This is a genomic window from Pseudomonas sp. GCM10022186 (genome assembly GCF_042656385.1).
Taxonomy (GTDB): Bacteria; Pseudomonadota; Gammaproteobacteria; order Pseudomonadales; family Pseudomonadaceae; genus Metapseudomonas.
Genome location: NZ_JBHSOU010000025.1, coordinates 36,699 through 57,285 on the forward strand (window position 1 = coordinate 36,699; position 20,587 = coordinate 57,285).

The 20,587-nt window shown below is 60.9% G+C and carries 15 protein-coding genes; 3 read left to right on the top strand and 12 right to left on the bottom strand.

Translation table 11 applies throughout. The features are described 5' to 3' along the window. Positions 1-48: 48 nt before the first annotated feature. From ACFPU0_RS11520 to ACFPU0_RS11535, 4 genes are all read right to left on the bottom strand, one after another. On the bottom strand, positions 49-792 hold the full coding sequence (locus tag ACFPU0_RS11520) for a hypothetical protein (RefSeq protein WP_377693122.1): 744 nt from the start codon (positions 790-792) through the stop codon (positions 49-51). Beyond that, positions 789-1,346, bottom strand: a complete 558-nt coding sequence (locus ACFPU0_RS11525) for a DUF4255 domain-containing protein (RefSeq protein ID WP_377693123.1) — start codon at positions 1,344-1,346, stop codon at positions 789-791. Before ACFPU0_RS11525 ends, ACFPU0_RS11520 begins: the two co-directional genes overlap by 4 nt. Before the next feature lie 330 nt (positions 1,347-1,676). Next, positions 1,677-2,534 carry a hypothetical protein gene (locus ACFPU0_RS11530; protein ID WP_377693124.1) on the bottom strand — a complete coding sequence of 286 codons (858 nt, stop codon included), beginning with the start codon at positions 2,532-2,534 and terminating at the stop codon, positions 1,677-1,679. A 301-nt stretch (positions 2,535-2,835) separates the two neighbouring features. Beyond that, the gene (locus tag ACFPU0_RS11535) at positions 2,836-3,846 is read right to left on the bottom strand and encodes a patatin-like phospholipase family protein (RefSeq protein WP_377693125.1); all 1,011 of its coding nucleotides are present in this window, start codon (positions 3,844-3,846) and stop codon (positions 2,836-2,838) included. 326 nt (positions 3,847-4,172) lie between these two features. Here ACFPU0_RS11535 and ACFPU0_RS11540 point away from each other — a divergent pair, with 326 nt between their 5' ends. Next, the gene (locus ACFPU0_RS11540; RefSeq protein ID WP_377693127.1) at positions 4,173-6,098 is read left to right on the top strand and encodes a hypothetical protein; all 1,926 of its coding nucleotides are present in this window, start codon (positions 4,173-4,175) and stop codon (positions 6,096-6,098) included. Between the two features lie 4 nt (positions 6,099-6,102). After that, positions 6,103-7,548 (top strand): MBL fold metallo-hydrolase, encoded by a 1,446-nt coding sequence (locus ACFPU0_RS11545; RefSeq protein ID WP_377693128.1) that lies wholly within the window; start codon positions 6,103-6,105, stop codon positions 7,546-7,548. Between the two features lie 111 nt (positions 7,549-7,659). Here the strand turns inward: ACFPU0_RS11545 and ACFPU0_RS11550 are convergent, their stop codons facing one another. The 3 genes from ACFPU0_RS11550 to ACFPU0_RS11560 all read right to left on the bottom strand — a co-directional run bounded on the left by ACFPU0_RS11550 (position 7,660) and on the right by ACFPU0_RS11560 (position 12,009). Next, positions 7,660-8,952, bottom strand: a complete 1,293-nt coding sequence (locus ACFPU0_RS11550) for a tyrosine-type recombinase/integrase (protein WP_377693129.1) — start codon at positions 8,950-8,952, stop codon at positions 7,660-7,662. A gap of 1,359 nt (positions 8,953-10,311) precedes the next feature. Beyond that, complete coding sequence (locus ACFPU0_RS11555) at positions 10,312-11,157, bottom strand: IS3 family transposase (RefSeq protein WP_377693130.1); 846 nt, start codon at positions 11,155-11,157, stop codon at positions 10,312-10,314. 39 nt (positions 11,158-11,196) lie between these two features. Next, the gene (locus ACFPU0_RS11560; RefSeq protein ID WP_377693132.1) at positions 11,197-12,009 is read right to left on the bottom strand and encodes a transposase; all 813 of its coding nucleotides are present in this window, start codon (positions 12,007-12,009) and stop codon (positions 11,197-11,199) included. Here ACFPU0_RS11560 and ACFPU0_RS11565 point away from each other — a divergent pair. Continuing rightward, complete coding sequence (locus ACFPU0_RS11565; RefSeq protein WP_377693133.1) at positions 12,008-12,364, top strand: DUF433 domain-containing protein; 357 nt, start codon at positions 12,008-12,010, stop codon at positions 12,362-12,364. The genes ACFPU0_RS11560 and ACFPU0_RS11565 overlap by 2 nt on opposite strands. Positions 12,365-12,443: 79 nt before the next feature. Here ACFPU0_RS11565 and ACFPU0_RS11570 read toward each other — a convergent pair whose 3' ends face one another. The 5 genes from ACFPU0_RS11570 to ACFPU0_RS11590 all read right to left on the bottom strand — a co-directional run bounded on the left by ACFPU0_RS11570 (position 12,444) and on the right by ACFPU0_RS11590 (position 20,445). Beyond that, positions 12,444-13,118, bottom strand: coding sequence for a hypothetical protein (locus ACFPU0_RS11570; RefSeq protein WP_377693134.1), 675 nt, complete (start codon positions 13,116-13,118; stop codon positions 12,444-12,446). A 441-nt stretch (positions 13,119-13,559) separates the two neighbouring features. Beyond that, entirely contained in the window at positions 13,560-14,699 is a 1,140-nt protein-coding gene (locus ACFPU0_RS11575) for a hypothetical protein (protein WP_377693135.1), read from the bottom strand. After that, complete coding sequence (locus tag ACFPU0_RS11580; RefSeq protein ID WP_377693136.1) at positions 14,696-18,343, bottom strand: SbcC/MukB-like Walker B domain-containing protein; 3,648 nt, start codon at positions 18,341-18,343, stop codon at positions 14,696-14,698. The genes ACFPU0_RS11575 and ACFPU0_RS11580 overlap by 4 nt, the downstream gene beginning before the upstream one ends. Further along, positions 18,333-19,010 carry a DUF4194 domain-containing protein gene (locus ACFPU0_RS11585; protein WP_377693138.1) on the bottom strand — a complete coding sequence of 226 codons (678 nt, stop codon included), beginning with the start codon at positions 19,008-19,010 and terminating at the stop codon, positions 18,333-18,335. Before ACFPU0_RS11585 ends, ACFPU0_RS11580 begins: the two co-directional genes overlap by 11 nt. A gap of 4 nt (positions 19,011-19,014) precedes the next feature. Beyond that, positions 19,015-20,445 carry a Wadjet anti-phage system protein JetA family protein gene (locus ACFPU0_RS11590; protein ID WP_377693139.1) on the bottom strand — a complete coding sequence of 477 codons (1,431 nt, stop codon included), beginning with the start codon at positions 20,443-20,445 and terminating at the stop codon, positions 19,015-19,017. Positions 20,446-20,587 lie beyond the last annotated feature (142 nt).

Genomic DNA, 20,587 nt, shown 5'->3' on the forward strand with positions numbered 1-20,587 from the left:
CCTTTGTTCGGGCGGTGGGCGGGCTGGGTGGACTGCTCCGGGGCAAGGTCAACTTCGTCGGCGGAACGTGGCGGTGTACTGGCGTCCGGCGGCAGGATCGGGGCCGGGGAAAGGCGCGAGCACCAGTTCGAGCGCGCCGAAGGCGCCACGCCCGGCCAGTTCGTCGCTGACGAACAGAACCGTGGGACTGCCGGAGGGTTGCGGGGTGAGGGTGTAGGCGCTGGCCGCATCCTCCGACAGGTCGATGGCGACGCTGGCACTGCTGGCCCCGGCGATGGCGTTCACCGGCGGGTTGGCCACCACGCGGGTCGGATCGAAGCGGTCACTGACCTTCAGGGTGACGGGCTTGGGCGTGGCACCGAGATCGGCGCGTGCATTCAGGCGCCGGCCCACGATTCGCGCGGTGTCGGCCCGCTCCACCGTGTTGCCGCGGCTGAGCGAGCCCGATGCCCGCACCGCGCCGTCGTCATCCAGATTGGCCAGGTAGAGATTGGGGCTGGCGCTGGCGTCGAGGTCCGGGTGGAAGCGTTCGAGGAAGTCCGCTTCATCGAGGCGAATGACAAAGACCAGCGAGGTGTGTCGGGTGACCGGCGCGAGCCGCACATTACCTGCTTCCGGATTGTATTGGGCGTAGAGCTGGAAGCCGGCTGCGCGCGGGCGGAGTACCAGGTGCTGGTCGTCCAGGCGGCGCCGCGTTTCGGCCGTGGGCTCGAAGGAGAGGGCGGTCAGCTCCTTGCCCTGGTCATCCTTGACCGTCACCCCGAGGCAGGGGCGGAAGGCGATGATGCTCACTTGATCACCGTGTCCAGTTCGATGGTGGTGATTTCCGGCGCCGGTTCCGCTTGATCGAGCTGTACCTTGACCAGACGGACCTTGTAGACGACCGAGGGAAAGTAGGCGTCGCCGAGTACGCCCCAGAGATTGTTCAACTCCTCGAAGTTCATGTTGACCATCTCGAACACCAGCTTCTCCAGTGTCGCCGGGAATGGCGTGGCGCCCGGGCCGGACTGGGCGAACCAGCGCCTGTGCTGGAACAGCTCGATGGTCCTGGAGAGGTGGACGAGGCTGGTGGAGTAGTTCTGGAAGTTGAAGGCGAACAGCAGGTAGAGGTTCAGGTAGACCGGCGGTTCGACGTAGCGGGATTGCCCCAGGCGCCGTTCCGTATGCGGCGTGTTGCGCAGCGTGGATTCTTCTTCGACGTTGATCAGCGAGATGTAGGCGCCGAGGGCGCTGGCCTCCTCGACCAGCTTACGTGCCGAGTTGGCGATGACTTCCGCATCGGCGACCCCGAGGTGGCTGCGCACTTCCTTGCGAATGAACTCGACAGCGTCAGCGATCATGGACATCCCTGATCCCTCCCTCCCGCATGGATTTGGGTATAGGAGCGGGCCTGGTTGGCGTCAATCGCGTAAAACTCGCAGACCCAGCTAATCCGGGGCTTTGCGGCCATTTGCCAGTATTTCTCGACTCGCTCTTTCGCCCCTGTCCGAGGCCCGCCGGATCAGGGGCGGGCCTGGTGATTCGAGGGTGTTCGCGTTTACATGACCGCTGGTCCGCTGCGTCCTTTTCGATCATCTATCGGACGGGCGGTAGCGGAGGGCACATTCGCAGTCGCTCCCGGGTATCGGGCTGCACCCTTCGGGCACCCGTCCCCGGGGCAGGGGATGGGCAGTTGCTCAGACGAAGTCGCCCTGGTCCAGATCGTACTTGCGCTTGCCGAGGGTTCCCTCGTTGGTCAGTGCCTTGATCTCCCGCCGCAGGGTGGCGAGTCGCTCGCGATACTTCGGCTCGCCGATCTTCAGGAGCTGATCCAGGGGTCTGGCGCTCTGCAGCGCCGCGGCGATGACCGGGCTCTTGGCCCGGCCCTGGTGGCGAATGTCGGCGACGAGGATGCAGACCGAATCATCAGCGCCATCCAGTCCGTACTGCCTGGCGTAACCGGCCATCTTTTCCTTGAAGTGGCTGACGCCCATTTCCACCTGGACCTGTCGGTTGGCAGGATCGTTCTGCGCCCAATGCACGAACTTCGCCGCCTGGATGACTTCCGTATCCTCGACCTCCCTGGCGGACGGATTCAGATAGTCGAGGAGCTTCTCGGTGGAGGTATCGGACTCGAGCGCTTCGATGCCGCTGTCGGTTACCCGGCAGACCCTGCCGTTCTGCAGCGTCAGGTCCGGAAAGTAATCCTTTGCCTGGGGAAGGCCGAGCAATCGGCGCAGATAGTTCACGAAGTCGCCATTGGGAACATGCGCCGCGTACTGCAGGAAGGAGAAGGTGAACTGCGCCCGGTCATAGGTGTTCAGGGTGTGGAACAGCGCACCTTCGGCCATGGCCGTGGGGTGCATGAAGTCCGCCCAGAATCCGAACTGCGGTCGGTACGTCGAGCGCTCATAGCGCTGCTGGGGGGCTCCGCTGACGTTCATCAGGCCCTTGTTGCCCTCGTAGGAAACCCGGCTGCCGATGTAAAAGCGCTGGCCGTCGATCCTTCCGTAGTACTTGTTGCCCTGCTCGAGGGTAAAGCTCACGACCTTCATTTCAGCCTCCTGTGCGGGTGCCGCTTTTCTTGTGGTAACCCCTGATACCGACGACGACCGGTGGGTACCTGTCCCGGTCGATGGCATACGGCGCTATCAGGGCACGGAGTTCCGGGCTACTCGGGCGAGGCCGTTCCGGCGGAGAAATGGGCATGCCCTGTGCTCCTCTGGCAACCCGATGTCTGTCCAGGCGGGACGGGGAGCTTGCAGCTGACACGCATCGAGCGATGGGTGGAGGCAGCTGCTGCAACGGAGGTGTATTCCTTCATCTGCGTGCATCCGACGAGCCCGGCGGACTCGTTCAGGACTTCAGCTCCGGGGCGTACTGGTCGACTCTCGCCTTCACAAGCGAAGCGCCATGGCGACCGAGTACCGCCATTTCCTCCTCGGACAAGCGACGCAGGTTGGTATCGATCGCCGAGGCGAAGGCCGCGTCGCCCGGCTGGGATTCACCTTTTCGGCTGTCGATGGAGAACCACAGGGGCTTCGGCCCCTTGCCCGCCAGATGGCGGTGTTGCAAGCGATCGAATTCCAGGCCGCGGATCTGCTCCATCATGATGTCGAGGCCTTCCTTGAGCACCATGGCCCCCGACTCGGTGGGCCTGACGTCGTTGGCGAAGGGCTTGCCGCCATCGCTGACGATCACATAGTCCAGCTCGTTGCGGTCACGCAGCAGCGGATTCACGCCCATGTTGTCGTAGACCCCGCCATCGGTCAGCGTGACGTATTCCATGGCCGCCGCCGGTGGGTAGATATCAGGGTCGAGGCGCAGTGGCGGAAACACCGGCGGGAATGCCGAGGATGCAGCCACCGCATGGCTGATGGGGTAGTCGGGCGCCAGCACGAAACCAAGTTCGTGTTCGCCGATCTCGCAGGGTTTGCCACCACCGGCGACAAAGGCGAACAGATTGCCCGTCGCCAGGTTGGTCGAGTTGAGGTAGAGGCGCGGGCCGCTACTCAAGGCGGACAGCCTGCTGTTGCGGAACAGGTGCTTGTCGTACGAGTCGGCCAGCTTCTCCAGCCGGGTATTGAACGGATCGAGTGAACCGCCGATTACCGAAGACACGGCAATGGACTGGGTGCGCAGGAAGCGATCGAGGCGATCCAGTTTGTCGGATGCCGTCCAGTTCAGGACGACCGTGGCGCCGGCAATGCTGCCACCACTCACGCAGGTGATCAGGTCCAGTTTGTTCAGCAGACCCCAGGACTCGAGTTGCCGCATCACCCCCAGGTGAAAGGCCGCCGCCCGGAAACCGCCACCGGACAGTGCAAGGCCAATGCGCTTTTCCACACCACCGACCTGGACGGACATGTTCACGCCCTCCGCATCATGAAAAATCTACTGCTGCAGCCAGAGGGCGAAACTGCCGTCCATGGGGCATGAGGGTGAGGCTAGCAGAACATTCCTGTTCGCCAAGGCTAGTCGTTGAGCGGCCCGGCCCGCTGGTGCCGTGCAATAAATGCCATAGCGAAATCTTCTAGGCGATCACTTTGAAATCGATTGCGGCGCGCTCTTGACTGGTATTCAGGTCCGCCCGGATTTCGGTGGCCGATCAGCGTTCACCCGTCCGGGGTCAACGTCACTGCTTCATGCAAGCGTTGCAGTTTTCGCTGGGCGCATGGGCAAGGAGGCATCACATGAGCAGGCCCAGCTATCGGCAACCGGCCATGCGCAAGCTGCGGGTGTACGCACTCGATCCGCAGGCTTCGACGCAGCTGGAAACCGTGCGGATCAATCACGCCACCATCTCGCTGCCCTGGGAGGAACGCTGGGAGGAGCCCATTTCTCCAGGGCCGGTCAACGAATACCTGGAAGTCATCGATGTCGACCCCGCCAGTGGCCAGTTCTACGAGCCGGTGGACCTGAACCATCCACACCTGCTGGCGCAGGATGGCCTGACGCCCTCCGAAGGCGATCCGCACTTCCATCAGCAGATGGTGTTCGCGGTGGCGATGAAGACCGTCAAGTTGTTCGAGCGGGCCCTGGGCCGCAAGGTTTTCTGGTCGCCGATCTGGGATCTGGAGAGGTCCACCTACAAGCCGGTACACAAGCTGCGCATCTATCCACATGCTTTGCGCGAGGCGAATGCCTACTACAGCCCCGCCAAGAAAGCGCTGCTGTTCGGCTACTTCAAGGCCTCGCTCACCGACCCCGGCGTGAACCTGCCGGGTGGCTGGGTCTTCACCGCGCTGTCCCACGACATCGTTGCCCATGAAACGACCCACGCGATCCTGGATGGGCTGCACCGGCGCTACATCGAACCCACCAGTGTCGACAGCCTGGCCTTCCACGAGGCCTTCGCCGATATCGTCGCGCTGATGATGCATTTCACCCTGCCCGAGGCCGTGTCCAGTCAACTGGCCGCCCGCCATGGCAGCCTGTCGGAACGCTCGTGGCTGAGTGGGCTCGCCCGCCAGTTCGGCGAGGCCACCGGACGCTACGCAGCGTTGCGCGATGCGATCGACGACAAGGGCGCGGATGGCCTGCCCGACCCAACCCGCCTGGCCCGCCTGAGCGAGCCGCATGAGCGTGGCGCCATCCTGGTGGCGGCGGTCTTCGATGCCTTCGTCACCATCTACGAGCAACGCACGGTCGACCTGTTCCGCCTGGCCGGATTCGATGGCGATACCTCGCGCGCGGCGCTGCCGCCGGAGCTGGTGGCCCGCCTGGCGCGCGAGGCGGTGAAGTCGGCGGACCACGTACTGCGCATGTGCATCAGGGCCCTGGACTACCTGCCGCCGGTGGACGTGCACTTCGGCGAGTTCCTCCGCGCCATCGTCACCGCCGACAGCGACCTGGTGCCAGACGACCCCATGCATTACCGGCTGGCCATGATCCAGGCCTTCAGGCGGCGTGGCATCCTCCCCGAGAAGTGTCTGTCGCTGGCGCCGGACAGCCTGCTCTGGGAGTCTCCGCTGGAAAATATCAATGCCCACGATCTACTCAGCTTCCAGCGTTCGCCGAGCCGTGATTGCGTTGGCGGGCGCCTCGACCTGACGCCGGAGTACCAGCGCAGCAGGGCTTGCCTGCAGGCGGAGGAGAATCGTCGGGTCGTGTGGTCGTGGTTGATGCAACCCACTCCGACCGACGCCGAATGGGAGAGGGCGCTTGGCGTGTTCTTCATGGCCGAACATGCCAGGAACGGCGTGTGGGGCTCGCTGTTCCCCAGCTCCGATTCGAAGCAGCCGGCCGTCGAAGTTCACTCGGTGCGCACCTGCCGGCGCGCCGGGCCGGATGGCCAGGATTTGAGACAGCTGGTGGTCGAGATCACCCAGCGCCGTCGCGGCTATCTCGATGAAGAGCAGCAACGCCAGCAGGACGGGCAGCAATTGCAATGGGACGGAAATCACCCGGAGGATTTCATGTTCCGTGGTGGCGCGACACTGATCATCGACTTGCGCGATGGCCTGTTGCGCTACGTGATCCGCAAGCGCATCGATGACCACGTCCGCCTGGCCGGCCAGCGGCAGTTCCTCCAGGCCGGCCGCACCAGTCTCGCCATGACCTACCGCGGGCCACGCAAGCAGGACAATCCGTTCGCCATGACCCACCGTGGAGTCTGATGCCATGAACCCTTCGACCACCTCGGGAGAGATCGCGGTGCGCATGTACCGCGGGATCCTCGGTGATTGCTTCCTGCTCCGCTATGCCCAGAAGGGCAAGATCCGGCACATCCTGATCGACTGCGGCGTACTGCAAGGAGTGGCCGGTGCCCGGGAGCGGATGAAGCTCATCGTCGAAGACATCCACCAGACCTCGAATGGCATTCTGGACCTGGTGGTGCTGACCCATGAACACCATGACCACCTGTCCGGATTCCTCTATGAGCGCGAGCGCTTCTTCAAAGGGGATTTCCGCATCGACGAACTCTGGCTGGCCTGGACCGAGGACCCCAACGATGCCCAGGCGATCGCGCTGCATGCTCGCTTCGACAAGGCGAAGAGCGCCCTGGCCAGGGTGGCGGCCATCAGGGAGACGGCCAGTGCGCTGAGCAACGACCCCCGCATCGGCACGGTGCACAGCCTGGCCGCATTCATGGGCTTGCGCGTCGATGACAAGGAAGTGCTGCCCAGAGACGGGCGTGCGGTCATCGAATCCCTCAAGAGCAAGGCCGGCCCCCTGGCGACACGCTACCTGGAGCCCGGGGACGTGGTGCGACCGGCCGCAGCCAAGTCCCTCAAGGCGATGGTGCTCGGCCCCCCGCGCAGCGAACAGCGCTTGCGCAAGGACCTGCCGTCCAAGGGGGCGGGCAAGGAGGTGTACCTGGTCAGCCTGGATGAAGCGCTGGCGCTCGAGGACCGGGTGCGGCGCTTGGCGGACGAGCGCCCCCAGGACCCCGACCTGCCGTTCGCACCTCCCAAACAGCGGGGCCTGGCGGACGTCGAGCGGGACTTGTCACCTTCTCTCGCCAACCCGGGCTCTCCGGTCGGCGTCGAAGAGCGCTATTTCAACGACCAGGAGGAATGGCGGCGAATCGAGGACGAGTGGCTGGACAGCGCGGAAACCCTGGCGTTGAAGATGGACTCGGATACCAACAACACCAGCCTCGTACTGGCCTTCGAGTTGCCTGACGGCCAGACCCTGCTGTTCCCCGGCGATGCGCAGGTCGGCAACTGGTTGTCCTGGGGCGACCAGACCTACCCGCGGGAGGCCGTCCAAGGACAGCCGGCCCCGCAGACGCGGGATGACATCCTCTCGCGGGTCACCCTATACAAGGTCGGCCATCACTGCAGTCACAACGCCACATTGCGTGGCTTGGGGCTGGAGAAGATGACCGACCCCCGACTGGTGGCCATGATCCCGGTGGTAGCCGAGGTCGCCAGGAGCAACGAATGGAACATGCCCTACCCCGATCTCCTGGGCGCCCTGCAGGAGCGCACAAGGCAGCGGATCCTGGCGGGCGATGGCAATCCGGAGGAGGAAGAAAAAGCCTTCCGCAACGCCCCGATCGATCCGGTCGACCTGGCCTATGGGCCGGATGCGCTATGGGTGGAACTGAGGATTCCATTCTGAACCCGGCAGCAGGGCAGGGCAGGGCAGGTCGAGATAACGGAAAATCAGGACCACGGGGTTCAGACATGACCGGTCAAGCAGATAACGAACGCGAATTCGCCCAAGCCGACCTCAGCGCTTGAGTTTAAGCCCCTTGATCGAATATGCCCGTTGCTCGTCCAGGGAGTTGTAATAGGTGTTCTGGGTGGTGCTGAGGCTGTTGTGGCGAAGGTCGGCCTGCAGGTCCTTCATGTCCCGGTGCGGCGCATCGAAAGTGGCGGAAGTATGTCGCAGCCAGTGCAGGGACGCCGAACGCAGCTGGTCGATCTCATCATCGCTCCAGCCTTGCTCGGCCATTCGCGCCAGTGAACGGTCGAACAGGTCCTGCAACAGCAGCCGGATATGCCGATCGGACAGTCCGGCGCGCCCCTTCAGGGTGCTGATCAGCGGCGTCTTTTCATGGGCGGAGGGCAGGGGAGGGAGCTGCAGGTGCTGGCGATAGCGCACCAGATAAGTCTGGATGTAATCGTCGCGGATGCTGATCTTCGCCGCCTTGTTGCCCTTGCCCACCACATGGAACCACCAGTTGCCGATGCTATCGCGGCGGATGTCGCCCATGGTCGGGGTCCAGTTCTCCCGCCCGACCAGGTCGGAAACCCGCAGGTACATGGCGAACAGCGTGGCGACGATGAACAGCGTGCGTTCATGTACAGGGTCTTCGGTGGCCATGATTTCGGCCGTCTCGATGACGTAGCTCCACTGCAACTGGGTCAGCGAGCGCGAGGCGACATCCAGGGTATTGCGCTGCTTGTAGATGGACTTCTGCTTCACGGCGCGGAACGGATTCACCTCCGTGAGCCCTTCATCGATGGCGTGCTGGAAGAAGCTGCCGCAGACGGCGAAAACCTGGGCCACCGACCCCTGGGACATCCGGTAGGCACGGGAGGGAAGGGCGGTCACAGATTCAGCGGCGATCTTGCGCTCGCGCTTGGCGATGGTGGTGCTGAACGGACGCCATTCGCCGTTGACTATGTAGGTATCGGATTCGAGCTTCTTCCTGCCACCGGTTCGCCGGAAGCGAGACTTGACCACCGGGCCGATCCAGTCGGCCGGTGGGTTGAGGCAGAACTCCATGAAGGTCTCGGCGTCCCGGCGGCGCAGGTCCAGGAGGGGTTTGCGCGCAACCAGAAGCGACCACAGCAGCAGGCGCTCGACGTGGGTCCGATAGGAATTGAAGGTCGCTTCGTTGCCCGCGTAAGACTTGAGGAAGGAACGGACCGCACGGTAGCCCTCGACAGCCTGGCTTTCTTCGGGAAATTCCTGGAGATAGTCGCGAACCACGGGGAGCTCGCCGCTCAGATGCAGGAAATTGAGGTCGTGGAAGCGATCGAAGGTCTCGAAAAGCGGCTGCGGAGATTGCGCCATGCTGGGAAACGATCCTTGGAGAAGTTCAGCTGAAGGCGTCTAGAATGCGGCTTTCAGCGCGACTAATGCAATATCCGGGTCTGGTGATTATCGGATATCGCATGGAAAAAACTCCCACCCTCGATTGAAAAGAGGTCAGCTGGATTCCAGTCGCATGTTCGAGGCTTACAGACCGCGGCTCGGTCAATGCTCGATCACAGAGGGAATGACAGCGAACTCTACTCCAGGAACTCAAATTTTTCCCTTTTCAATCATCTGCTTACGCCTCAATGCTGAAGTTCAAGGCTGGACTCCAGGCGTGAGGCAAGGATGAGACTTTCCCGGCCGCAGCGTTTTGTGTTCTGCATCAGCGTCTTGGGCAGTTGCATTCAATCTTTGAAAGCCACGCCGACCTACACAAGAGTCCATTGCTTCCAAATTTCAGATGCAGCCAGGCAGTATTCGCCAGCAATGGCATCGATCACTGGCGGCGACGTCCACAAGCTCAAGATCGCAGAAACCTGGCCCTCGGGCCTCACATTCAAAATGTCACGACGAAAATTACTCCGCGCGCAGCCAATGAAGCGGAGACGAGTACGAGCAATGGAGCGCACGGGAAATAAATTCTTTACCCATCGATCTCAAGCGAGTCAGAAAGCAGTTCGCAGCTCGAAAACGCAAGAGCGATGATTCTGACGGGAGCTGAGGAACATTGCCGAGTCCCCGTATCGATAGAAAAGCCGTCCGAGAAAAGGCATTGAAATGTGCTGCCTCCAGATCCATGGCTTCGCATAAGGTATATTATGTTAAATCAAATATCAGGAGCCGAATGAAGCGATCTCTCGTGTGTAAGCCGGTGAACTAAAAGTGGAAAAACCGAGCAAGTAAAACTGGAAACAGCCCTGCCCGCCGACAACACCCAGATTTACTTCCCCACTCATGCCGGCTGTGCGCGAGCTTGAATCTAAGATGCTCGGCGACTTGCTGACCCGCTATGCCTTTGGATGCACAGCAATTTCACGCCCTGGGTTCAGGGCGCCATTCAGCTCCGGCCGAACGCCCGGGCTGGATCAACAAGCTAGTCGGCTTGCAAGCCAGATTCCTGGTGAAGAGAAATTGGAAAGTGACGCGCTGATGAATCCGACACGCGAAATTGCTGTGCGCGGGGCTCTAGCTCGTGCCCAGGGCTGCGGCCGCGACATTACGTGCGCGACTTGCTGCTCTAAATCATCCGCCGGCGAAATTCAGGATGCATCCCAGCATTTTGCGTACAGGTTCATTCCCGACGAGATACTTGGCTATGCACCAATCTTCGCCCCGCCTATAGCGACAGGAGGACTGCTTTGAAGTGGTCAAGTAAAACTGGACACCGGTTTAGGTCTATCCGGCCAGCGCTTCGCGCTGTACCGGTGTCTGGTAACTGTTGTAGCTGTGCGGCCGTCGGTGGTTGTAGTAGTCGGTCAGGTAGCGCAGTACGTCAGCCTCTGCTTCGGCTTGGCTGGCGTAACCCGAAGCCGGTATCCATTCGGATTTGAGGCTCCGGAAGAAACGCTCCATCGGGGCGTTGTCCCAGCAATTGCCGCGACGACTCATGCTCTGGCGGATTCGATGCCGCCAGAGCAATTGTCGAAACTCCTGACTGCTGTAGTGGCTGCCCTGGTCGGAGTGAAACAGCACGCCGCCGGGGCAACCGCGAGCCTCATAGGCTACGCGCAAAGCACGTCCGGTGAGCTGCGAGTCCGGACGATCGGACATTGCCCAACCCACAATCCGTCGCGCATACAGGTCCATGACCGCGGCCAAGTAGATCCAGCGCCCGCCGGCCCAGATGTACGTCACGTCACCGCACCACACCTGATTGGGAGCGTGGGTGCGGAACTGTCGGTCCAGCTCGTTCGACGCCTTGGCACTCTCGCCCTCAGCTGGGCGGTAACGGTGTCGACGGCGTTGCGAGCTGAACAACTGGGCCTCCTTCATCAGACGGCTGGCCAGGAATCGTCCCACTGCCCAGCCTTCCTGGCGCAAAGCCGCCGCGAGCGTCCGGGCGCCTGCCGAACGCCGACTCTGGACATGCAGCTCCACCAAGCGCTGTCGCAACCTGGCGTGCGGCTGATTACCGCGAGCCGTTGACTTGGCGGCGGCATAGACACTGCTGCGATTGATGCCGAACAGCCGGCACAGCTCTGCCCGTGGATAGTGCTCACCCAATGACTCGACTAAGCGCACTAATCGAGGGCGTCTGACATCAAGAGAGCGGTAGCCTTCCTAAGAAACACCTTCGACCGCCTGTAGTGTGAAGCCGAATTCGGCTGCCCGACGGTGCAGGCCTTTGACCACGCGCTCGCGGTACCGCTGCTCATAGTGATCGGCACCGGGATCCTGATAGGCCATACCGAAACGCATCGCGTTGTAGAACAGGATGGCGATTTTGCGCGCAGTGGCGGTCACGGCCTTGGCCTTGCCGATACGGGCCGACAAGCGTCGATAAAAAGCGCCCAATGCGGTGTTCGTTCTGCCAATGGTTACGGCGGCCAACCGGAGATGGGCTGTTACCCGATTCTTGGTCTTGCGCGTGTGTGCCGAGAGCACTTTGCCGCCGCTGATCCGGCAACCAGGAGCCAGGGTCAGCCAGGAGGTGAAATGCTGGGCGGTACGCCAGCGGCTCAGATCGGTACCGCACTCGGCGACTAACCGCAGTGCCAGGTAGGGGCCGATGCCATGGATCTGGGTGAGGTCGACGCCGACCAGTTGATAGAGCAAGGCACGGACATCGAAGTTGAGCGCGTTCGGCTGTCGCGCGCGGTGGCGTGGCTTCGGTAGCGGTTCGCTGGGGGAGGGGCGCTGCCGGGAGAGCCGCTGCAGGCTCTGGGCTATCTGGTGGTCGCAGACCTCAAGCTGTGCCTGATAGGCGTCGTACATGGCCAATGCCTGCGCCAGGGCAAACACATGTTCGGGCTGGTAATTGCCCACCAGGGCACTCTGGATGGTCTCAACGCTCGACTTGCAGCGGGTATCGCGCAGGGTTGCCAGAGTCGCAGCGTTGCGCTCGCCGGCGACAATCGCCCGGATGATTCGCATGCCGGTGGCCCCGGTAATGTCGGCGATGGGGCGAATAGAGCTGGATACCGAAGTGGTCAACCTGGAGAAAGAGCTAGGGCGGGTAGTAAGTCGAATGATCCAGCTCGCGGCTATCAAGGAGACGGTTCATCGCGATCCCGAGATCCACGGCGGCCGGCCAGTTTTCCGAGGCACGCGCCTGCCGGTCGATATCACGCTGGAGCGGCTCGACGCCGGCGAGTCGTTCGCCGTATTACAGGAGGACTACCCGTATTTGACGTGCGAGAAGATTGAACGTGCGCGGGCTTACCTAGCCATTTTCCCCCAGCACTCCCCTCCTCCCCCTCATCGCTCAAGCCCAACTGCCGGCATCTGACCTATCGCTCTGAAAACTTAGCGCCGGCAATCCCACTGGCACCCTGTCGCCAACCGTTCGACATGGCGGGCGCGCTTGATTAACCGTGGACAATGCCCGCAACCTCATCCGCTGCAGCCGCTACGACGCGGTCCGCATCGGTAATGAGCAGGTCCTGAGGCCGATTGCCGGAAAGGAAGCTGTTTACTGAGGCGAACCAGTAGGCCAGGCCCCAGCCGTCCTTCAGCCCTGCGAACACTTTCAGTACTTCGGCCATCGCTGGAAGCGGGCGAAACCCCGAAGCCTTGGACAAGGCGTAGATGGGGAAGTAGTCGTAGCCATTGTGGCGGATAGCGAAGATCCGTCCTTCTCGTTTCCATCGGTTGGGGCGAGAGCTTGGATTCTCCGAGGTCAATCCGGCCAGAGTCGCAATGTCTCGCGCAGACAGCCAGTCGCCGCTTTCCAGGATGGCCTTTTTGGCCATAGCCAGCATCTGCGCCTCCTTGAGTGCTCCCGGTCGGATCGGTACCTTCGGCAGCAGCAGCGAAACCAGCTGCTCAACGGTAGCCTGTTGAGGGTTGAGCATCGTTTCGGTCATGAAACGCGCGGCAGCTTCTAGGGCTTCACCTAGCGTGGCTAATGTCTCACCCGAGGCATGGTCCACCGTAATAGCGACGACTTGCTCAGCATTCTCGGCACTCAGTTGAGCCGATACCGCTTTCAAGTCTCCCGTCACGGTAGATCGAATGCCGACGTGTTCAGTGATCTGGCTCATATCACCTCCCAAACCTGGCAATAGCGGATGCCGCGGCAGTTGGGTAAGTAATCAATCCTCACCTTGCCAGGATGGTACCTGCGGGCTGCGGGTTCGATGGTGGTCGGAGTGAAATTCCCATGCTGTGGCAGGACCCGCTGCGGCGCGTCTTGCCCCAAGCGTCAGGGGTTACTCGGGCCGGCGAGCCGCCCCAACGGCTCAAGCGTTTTGCCTTTGCTCAAGCCGACCTTTAAGAAGCGGCGTTGATTCTCAGATACTTGCCCGGCCAAGCGACGTGCCTCCGCTTCAAACTGGGCGAAAACAGTGGGTTCGGGGGCTGCGGCTTTGTGTGTCATGTGAACGAACCAATAGACAGATGGAATGGAGCCTCCCACGGACTCGAGGGGATCGCAAGCGCGCTGCGCCCGTAACCGGCGAAATGACCTGCCCAGGGCTGTGTATTCAAATCCTGAACGCTTCCTGGTCGACAAAGGCATTCAGGGTCTGCAGCGCAGGGATCAAGCTGTTGTCTGTGTACTCGCACCCAGTGCTACTGACCGGCATCTGACCCCGCTTGTCAGCCTCCTCCGGACGATGGCCATTGCCACCTCGCAGACTGGTCAACATCGGTTGGTAGCCCAGCTGCCAGGCCACGGTCCCGGGAAAGCTTGATCGGAGCGCCACTAGAATCGCCATGCCGGCCCAGTCCAGGTCTCCCCAGAATTGAGATTCCCCGGATTCTTGACCATAGAGCCAGCGACCGAAGCGTTCAGTATGAAGGGGCTCTTGGCTGCCCAGATTCGAAAAGAACAGCGATGACGTTGCTACCTGCCGCAAGCGAGCGGCCGAACCTTTGAATCCAGAGGCGTGCACCATGGCCAACCGGTAGGCTTCAGCGTTCACCGAGCGAATCGTACGCTCGAACGACACCTGGTTCTCAATAAACAGCACGCCATCCCAGCCGCCGTGTGGCAGGAATACCTGCAGCTGAATGGGCGCCTCCGCGAAGGGGCATTCAGACAGGCCAAGGATCGCTGCCACCATGGTTTGGCGGTTATCCAGGACCTTGGACATGCCCCAGAACAACTGGGCGGAGACCTCACGTAGAAACAAAGGCTCCTTCGCAAGTCCAGCCAATCGATTGAGCTGCTCTACGACGGCTGCCATGTCACGCCCAGGAAGGTCAATGCAGAAATTCCGCACAACCGCTTTGGCTGCCTCTGATGCCTGTAGGCCCAAGTCCACTGCCGCCCGCCATCGCTCGTTCGCCGTATGCGGTCGTTCTGCCCTGCCCGTAGCACTCCGAAGCCATTCGCTGTCCCGAATCTCAACCTTGGGCGCCAGGGCATATCCTGCACGGGATATCGCCGCCCTCCCCGGCTTTATCTCGATCCAACCGCTCTGGTGCAGTTGCTGGATCTGGGACCACAAGTGCTCCTTTTCCGATTCGTACAGAGCTCGGTAGAGCGCCGGCCAGGTGGTCTCCGTCAGTGCCATCGCATTAGGTTTGGTTCCGCGTTTTTCGGCCGCATCGAGCCTGTTTACCAAGCTGTTCAAGATCTCTTGGATCGCCGGTTGCTGTGCCCAGATGGGTAGGCTCACGGGACAGCCTCGTGCGCTGGCTCCTCGTCCGGCTCCAGAGGATTCTCCACCTCGAATCTCATGCGGGCCTGTTCCCTCGCCACCCTGCGCTGCTGTTCCCACATTACTCGCATCTTGTCTGGTCGCAACTCGCGGGAATCGCATTCCGAAATGAAGTCGAGCTCCCCATTCTCCACTGGAGACAGACGGGTAAAAGTGAATTCGCGGGTAAACTCATCACGAATGGCCCCCGCCTTCATGGTCGGAACAGCACAGATGACCTGCAGATTGAGGTTGTCCCGTAAGAATCCTAGGACCGCGCGCGCACGAGTTTCATCCATGCGCGCGAAGGACTCATCGTTCACCAGCAGCTTGAGGCTGGGGCCTTTGTCAAAAACTTTCAGCTTGTTGGTTACCACTGCGGCCCTGACGATGTACGCAGGCGTTTCGAGCTGACCACCCGACCCGGTGCCCCACTCCGACAACTTGATCGCTCCCCCACTGTCGGAGTGATTCACGATGTCGTAGACGCGGTAATTGCGATAATCCGCAATCCGCATCAGTTCCTTGGTTGCACGTTCATGGTCGTCATCCAGGAGCAAACCGATCAGCCTGTCCCGGACTGCGATCTGGTTGTCGGTGAGCGATGCGGAACCAAACAGGTCATGGGCCTCGTTGGAGGCGGCCATCTCGGCCACGGCACCGAAGAAGGTGTAGTACTCGTAGAACTCGGGCACCCATTTTGACCACTCGATCTCGAAGCGATCAGACCCAAACTTCAGATTCCGCAGTTCGTTGTTGAGTATTCGCAACTCGCGGACGCCCTCCTCCACCTTACCGCGGATCTCGACGCAAAACTGCTTGGTAAACACATCACGGAAAGAAGCTTCAGCGTCGGCAAGATCCTGGGCATTGTTGAGGAGACCGATGTTTTTCAGGTCCGCAAGCGTGGCTAGGACTTCGCTCCGCAACAGGACCAAATGGCCATATACGGGGTCGAAACGATCCTGTTCCAAAACATCCGGTACGCCGCCGGTAAATCGTTCATCTTGCCGGGCTACTCGATTGTGCTCGGCGAGGTCATGCCTGATATCGCCCGCCCTGAGGGATGTCTTCGCAATCATTCCAGGGATATCAGATTCCAGGTTGTTCTCGCGCCCTTGCCATTCGGCAGCGAGCTCATACGCAGACTCCAGGAACAGGTTCACCACGTGGGCCCGGTTCACATCGCAAAGGCTCCGTACCCGGTCGACTTCAATAGTCAACGATTGCACAACTGCAGGCCTGCGCTCCACCAGGGAGGTGATCTTGCCATTCCACTCCTCGATGCTTTTCGTTGACACTGCCACCGCACCGACGAGTTTATTGCTAGATGCTTCGACCGCCTCCAAATCAGTGTTCAGTTTCGCTATCTCGGCCTCAAGACTCACGATCTCAGTGAGGTCAAGTCTGGCCAACGCCTGACGGACCTTTTCAAGGTCCGTTGCAGCGTCCTGAAGCGATTGGAACTCCAACACGGGTTTCTGCAGGCGCTGGACCACAGTGATGATTTCCTGCAGGTCAGTTAGGTGGCCTCGCACTGTGCTGAGTTGCTGCTCGAGTTCGGCAATCTCGGCTGACAGCCTTTCGATAGCCACTGCTCTGGCTTTCTTGCCAAAGACCAACTCCACATCCTTCGCACTGAACATCGTCCGGGATCCACTGCCCTTCCCATCCATGGTGAGGCCACGTGGCGTATGCCTCAGCTCCTTGCTGGACGCCACTTTCACGACTCGACCGTATTGTTCGATGAGATAGGCCTTGGCTATGCGATGCTCGGTGGTCAGCTCGTGGATAATGGATTCCGCGGGCACGCGCGAAGGGTCAGCATGCTGTTGGCAGTACTCGCCTTGGATGACCTTGGATTTCAGCCCCAGCCGCTGGGCGATGTCGATCGCATCCCGTTCAAACTCGGCGGGAACCACGAAGTTGAAACGGGCGTCAGCCAGGTAGCCCTCGATTGCCGCTTGCCAGTGGTCGGAGGCCGGCTCAATCAAGTCGCAAAGCACCTGCACGTTGGCGCTCGGCAGTGCCTCCCGCATACGGTCCAGCGCAAAACTGACCCATTTGGGGTAGTTTCCCCCTCCAGTCACCATCCGCGCCCGGGCGCTTTCCTTGTCTCTCAGCTCGTCACCGAATTGACGGATAGCTTCGGAGACCGGCGACTGGGCGGCGTAACACTGCAGAAGCAGGCTGGGTTCATCTGTCCCGACCAGGGCTGAGTGCAACCGGCCCCAACCGGTTTGAATACTGATGCATTGGGTGGCCACGTCCCGGAGCATGCCGGTATCGAGGTCTGACTGAGCGGCCAGCTTCAGCAACTGGTGGTTCATGGCCTGCAATTGAACACGCTCTAATCTGCGGTGTGCAGCGGTAACTGCCTCCATGGCCTGGGACATACCCGCCATCTCAGCTGGGATGTGCCGGCCGAGGACATTTTCTGCCGCCGCCGATAGATTCCGAGCCTGGTCAAGGCCGTGCAGTAAGGTCGAAACGCACTGAGCTGCTGATGTTGTAGCCAGCTTGGCCTGTGCCTCCAGGCTCTGCTTTTCCTGATGGACTTGGAACCCCATCAGTTTGGTGTTTAGGGCACTTACTTGGCGATTGAGTTCGATTTTCTGATCGTTCAGGCCCGCAAGCTGTGTCTCGTTCTCCAGAATAGCGGCGCGCTGGACATTTACCTGATTGCGGTATGACTCAAGGGCAGCGTCGACGCTCAATACCTTCAAGTGCCTGAGAGCTACCTCATGCTTGAGGACAGCCTCGTGGCCGATGATCGTGTCGGTAATTTTTCCGGTCAGCGAGGCGAGTCGGTCATGCGTCGCCTGCAAGCGTTCGCTCTCCTTCCGCAGGTTGGTGACCTGCTTCATCAAACCGCTGATGCGTTCGATGCCTTCCTGGAGAGCTTTACCGTCAAAGGCGAGGATTTCGTCTTTGACCAGGTCATTCACCGAGCCAATTTTCTTGTAGGCGATGGATTCTACCCAGGCCTTGGCAGCCGCTCTGGCGTCCTCCCAAGTGACTCCGCTTTTTCCGCGGAACCGGCCATACAAAGCACAGAGGTAGTCCCGTTTTCCTGGGAAGTGGATGGGGTTGTAGCCCTTCCCCTTGAGCATACGGACCACCTCCTCGACCGCCACCCACTCCTGCTGCGAGCCGTCCTTGAACAACTCTGCCACGGAGAGACGGATGCCATCCAAAATTATCAGCACCTCGGACCGCTCCAGCACGGGTATCCGGTTGTTCCCAACGGTGTCGACTCGTGCCGAGGCGGCGACAAGCGCGGTGAAGGGTTTGGCCCCCTCTTCTCCCTTGTCCGGCATGAACACTGCGCCCACATAGGTTTGGGCACCGTCCGGCCTCGAAAACTTGCTGTACTCGGCTCCAACCACGTAAGACTCGAGGTTCCTTTTGGTCTTCTGCCGCTGGTCCTGAGTCACTTCTCCCTGGGCCGGGTTGAAGTGAAGGATGCCCTTGTAGCCCGCGGTCATCAGCATCTGCAGCGCATCCAGGAAGGTGGATTTGCCGGCGCCACTCCCCCCAGTCAGCAAGCTCATGTCGCCGAGCTGGTAGTCCCCTGGCTCGATTTGCCCCCAGTTGCCAAGAATCAGGTGATCAATCTTCACGGTCCTGCTCCTCGGCGGTGGCTTGTACTTCGATCACCCCATCCGCATCCAATGCCGATAAGAGGGCGTCATTCGTGACGACCCCCAGGATCATCGGCCGGATCGCAAGGAATGCATCCTCGTCAGTGATGCCGAAGCTGGAGTTGAATCGCAGGATCTTGTGCCGTCGCAGCTGCCCCAGCAGGTCCATTTTCTCCCCTGCTGTCGACGGCAGGCTTCGGCGCAGTTGCGTCTGCATTGTCGCAGCGAGGTCCTCGAGTGAGATCATCGCTTCGCCATTCAGCTCGATGCTCCCCGCATTGAGGTGCTCCTGATAAATGAACCGCAGCGCCAGTGCCGCGGCGACAAAGTCGGGTGATAGCTTCGCCCTCAACGCGGGCACAGGATCAAGGTCGTCATCCGGCAGCCCATCCACGCGCGCACCTGGCGCATAGAGCCGAAAGAAACAGGCGTTGCTGTCATGGTGGAGCCGGAGGCCCGCAATGTCGAAATAGTCGAGGAGCAGCGGCTCCACTCTCCGGGCATCGTCGTAGAGAAACTGCTCGTTCCGATCGTCATCGCGGACGATCACTCCATGGGCCAGCAGGCGAGTGATGATCTGCCGAAAACGATCGAGGCTCAGGTTGTGCAAATTCAATTGCGAGTTGACGGTGGAAATCAGGTTCATTCCTTCACTCCCTGAAGTCGATGAGGTAGTCGCAGCCGCTGTAGAAGTCGGTGTCGAAGCGGAACTCAAGCTTGGAGGCAACCAGGTCATTGCCTTTCGCGCTCCGCACTGCCTCGACCGCCTGGAACAAGTGAATGGCTTGCCGTGCGGTTTCGCGGGGCAGTGAGGACAGCCGTATTCCCCTGCCGACTAGGCGGAGCTCTTGGCGGAGCACGGCCGCAACGTCCTCGTTGGGAATGGAGAAGGCTTCGGCTTCGGCTCGAACCATCGCGGCCTCCAATCGGGCCTCCCGGGTGGGGCGCGGTCTGATGGTCACCGTGAGAGATTTGCGCCGCTGGGTCGCGGAGCGGAGCTTGAATGCAGAGGGATCGAGAAGCCGAATATCGACTGCCGCCATGTCGGCGGCGATGCTGGACAGGATTGAGTCCTGAATATCCTGTGGTGAATTTGCCAGGCGCTGGATCACCGCCATAAAGCTGTGGCGGTTGTGTCCGGTTCGCAGCATCATCGATTGCTGGACCAATCCGGTAACGCGGCGGACGTAGGCCTCCATGGATTTCACAAACATGGGCTGTTTCGTGTCGCAGGCAGCGTCCACCATTTCCTCAATACGCTCGAGCATCCAGTCGAACACTGAGTCGCCCATGTGCTCGCTCACCGCCCAACTGGCGATATCCCGAAGGTCACTCTCGAATCGCCGCTGCTGGGCGACGGTGACTTGGGTGCGCAGTTTCTCCAGGTTCTGCCGGATCGATTGACGGTTCAGCGTGGCACTGTCCGCCGTTAGCTGCTTGGAGTAATCGCGGCGGAAACGCTGCAAGAACTCCACGAAGTCGTCCCAGCGGACTACCAGCGATGCCTCGCGCATCAAGCTTCGCGCAAGATCCCTAAAGAGGTCGATGCCCTCAGTCAGGTCCTCGATGACCTTCTCGGCAAATTCGTAAGCATCCACCAGATCATGGGCATCATTCCTGGTCAGCGCCGCTTCCAGCGCGTTTCGGCAGCTCCGCATGTTGCGCTGCCGGCTGCGGCTGGGCCGCTGCAATGACCAGAAAGCTTCAGCAAAAAGCTTGCCCGTCCGGGAGAACCTGAAGGTGGTGACCAGGCCTTCTCGCTCGATCCCCTTTTCGAGCCAGCCGTCTTTCAGCAGAGCGCGGATGACTAATCCTGTCATCTGGAGGGGGTCGTCGGCATCGGCGGAAGAAAACTCATCCTGGTCCGCCGCCTCGACGGGCCTAGTCAGATGCTCCTTGACCACAGGCAGCACCAGTTCGGTCAAATCGTCCCGTCCGAGGTTGTGCGCATAATCCGCCGCAGGACCGTGCAATCGGTCATAGAGCAGCCGAAGGCAGGTCGCGAAGAGTTCGCGGCGCGACGAGTTCAGGGGCCGGAAAAATCTTCCGCGGTCAGCCTCAAAGAATAGTGATTCGTTCACGTAGGCTACTCCCAGCCGATCCGAAGGACTGACGAAGCACACCAATAACGTCAAGCCGCACGGTTCCATCTCTATTGCCCCGACGCCTTGCATCCTCGACTACGGTGCGGGGCCGCTCCTGCTGCCAGGTATAGTCAAATCG

Coding starts and splice junctions, on each gene's coding strand:
- ACFPU0_RS11525 (WP_377693123.1), bottom strand. CDS start 1,346: ATGTCCATGATCGCTGACGCTGTCGAGTTCATTCGCAAGGAAGTGCGC.
- ACFPU0_RS11530 (WP_377693124.1), bottom strand. CDS start 2,534: ATGAAGGTCGTGAGCTTTACCCTCGAGCAGGGCAACAAGTACTACGGA.
- ACFPU0_RS11535 (WP_377693125.1), bottom strand. CDS start 3,846: ATGTCCGTCCAGGTCGGTGGTGTGGAAAAGCGCATTGGCCTTGCACTG.
- ACFPU0_RS11540 (WP_377693127.1), top strand. CDS start 4,173: ATGAGCAGGCCCAGCTATCGGCAACCGGCCATGCGCAAGCTGCGGGTG.
- ACFPU0_RS11545 (WP_377693128.1), top strand. CDS start 6,103: ATGAACCCTTCGACCACCTCGGGAGAGATCGCGGTGCGCATGTACCGC.
- ACFPU0_RS11550 (WP_377693129.1), bottom strand. CDS start 8,952: ATGGCGCAATCTCCGCAGCCGCTTTTCGAGACCTTCGATCGCTTCCAC.
- ACFPU0_RS11565 (WP_377693133.1), top strand. CDS start 12,008: ATGCCGGTGGCCCCGGTAATGTCGGCGATGGGGCGAATAGAGCTGGAT.
- ACFPU0_RS11560 (WP_377693132.1), bottom strand. CDS start 12,009: ATGCGAATCATCCGGGCGATTGTCGCCGGCGAGCGCAACGCTGCGACT.
- ACFPU0_RS11570 (WP_377693134.1), bottom strand. CDS start 13,118: ATGAGCCAGATCACTGAACACGTCGGCATTCGATCTACCGTGACGGGA.
- ACFPU0_RS11585 (WP_377693138.1), bottom strand. CDS start 19,010: ATGAACCTGATTTCCACCGTCAACTCGCAATTGAATTTGCACAACCTG.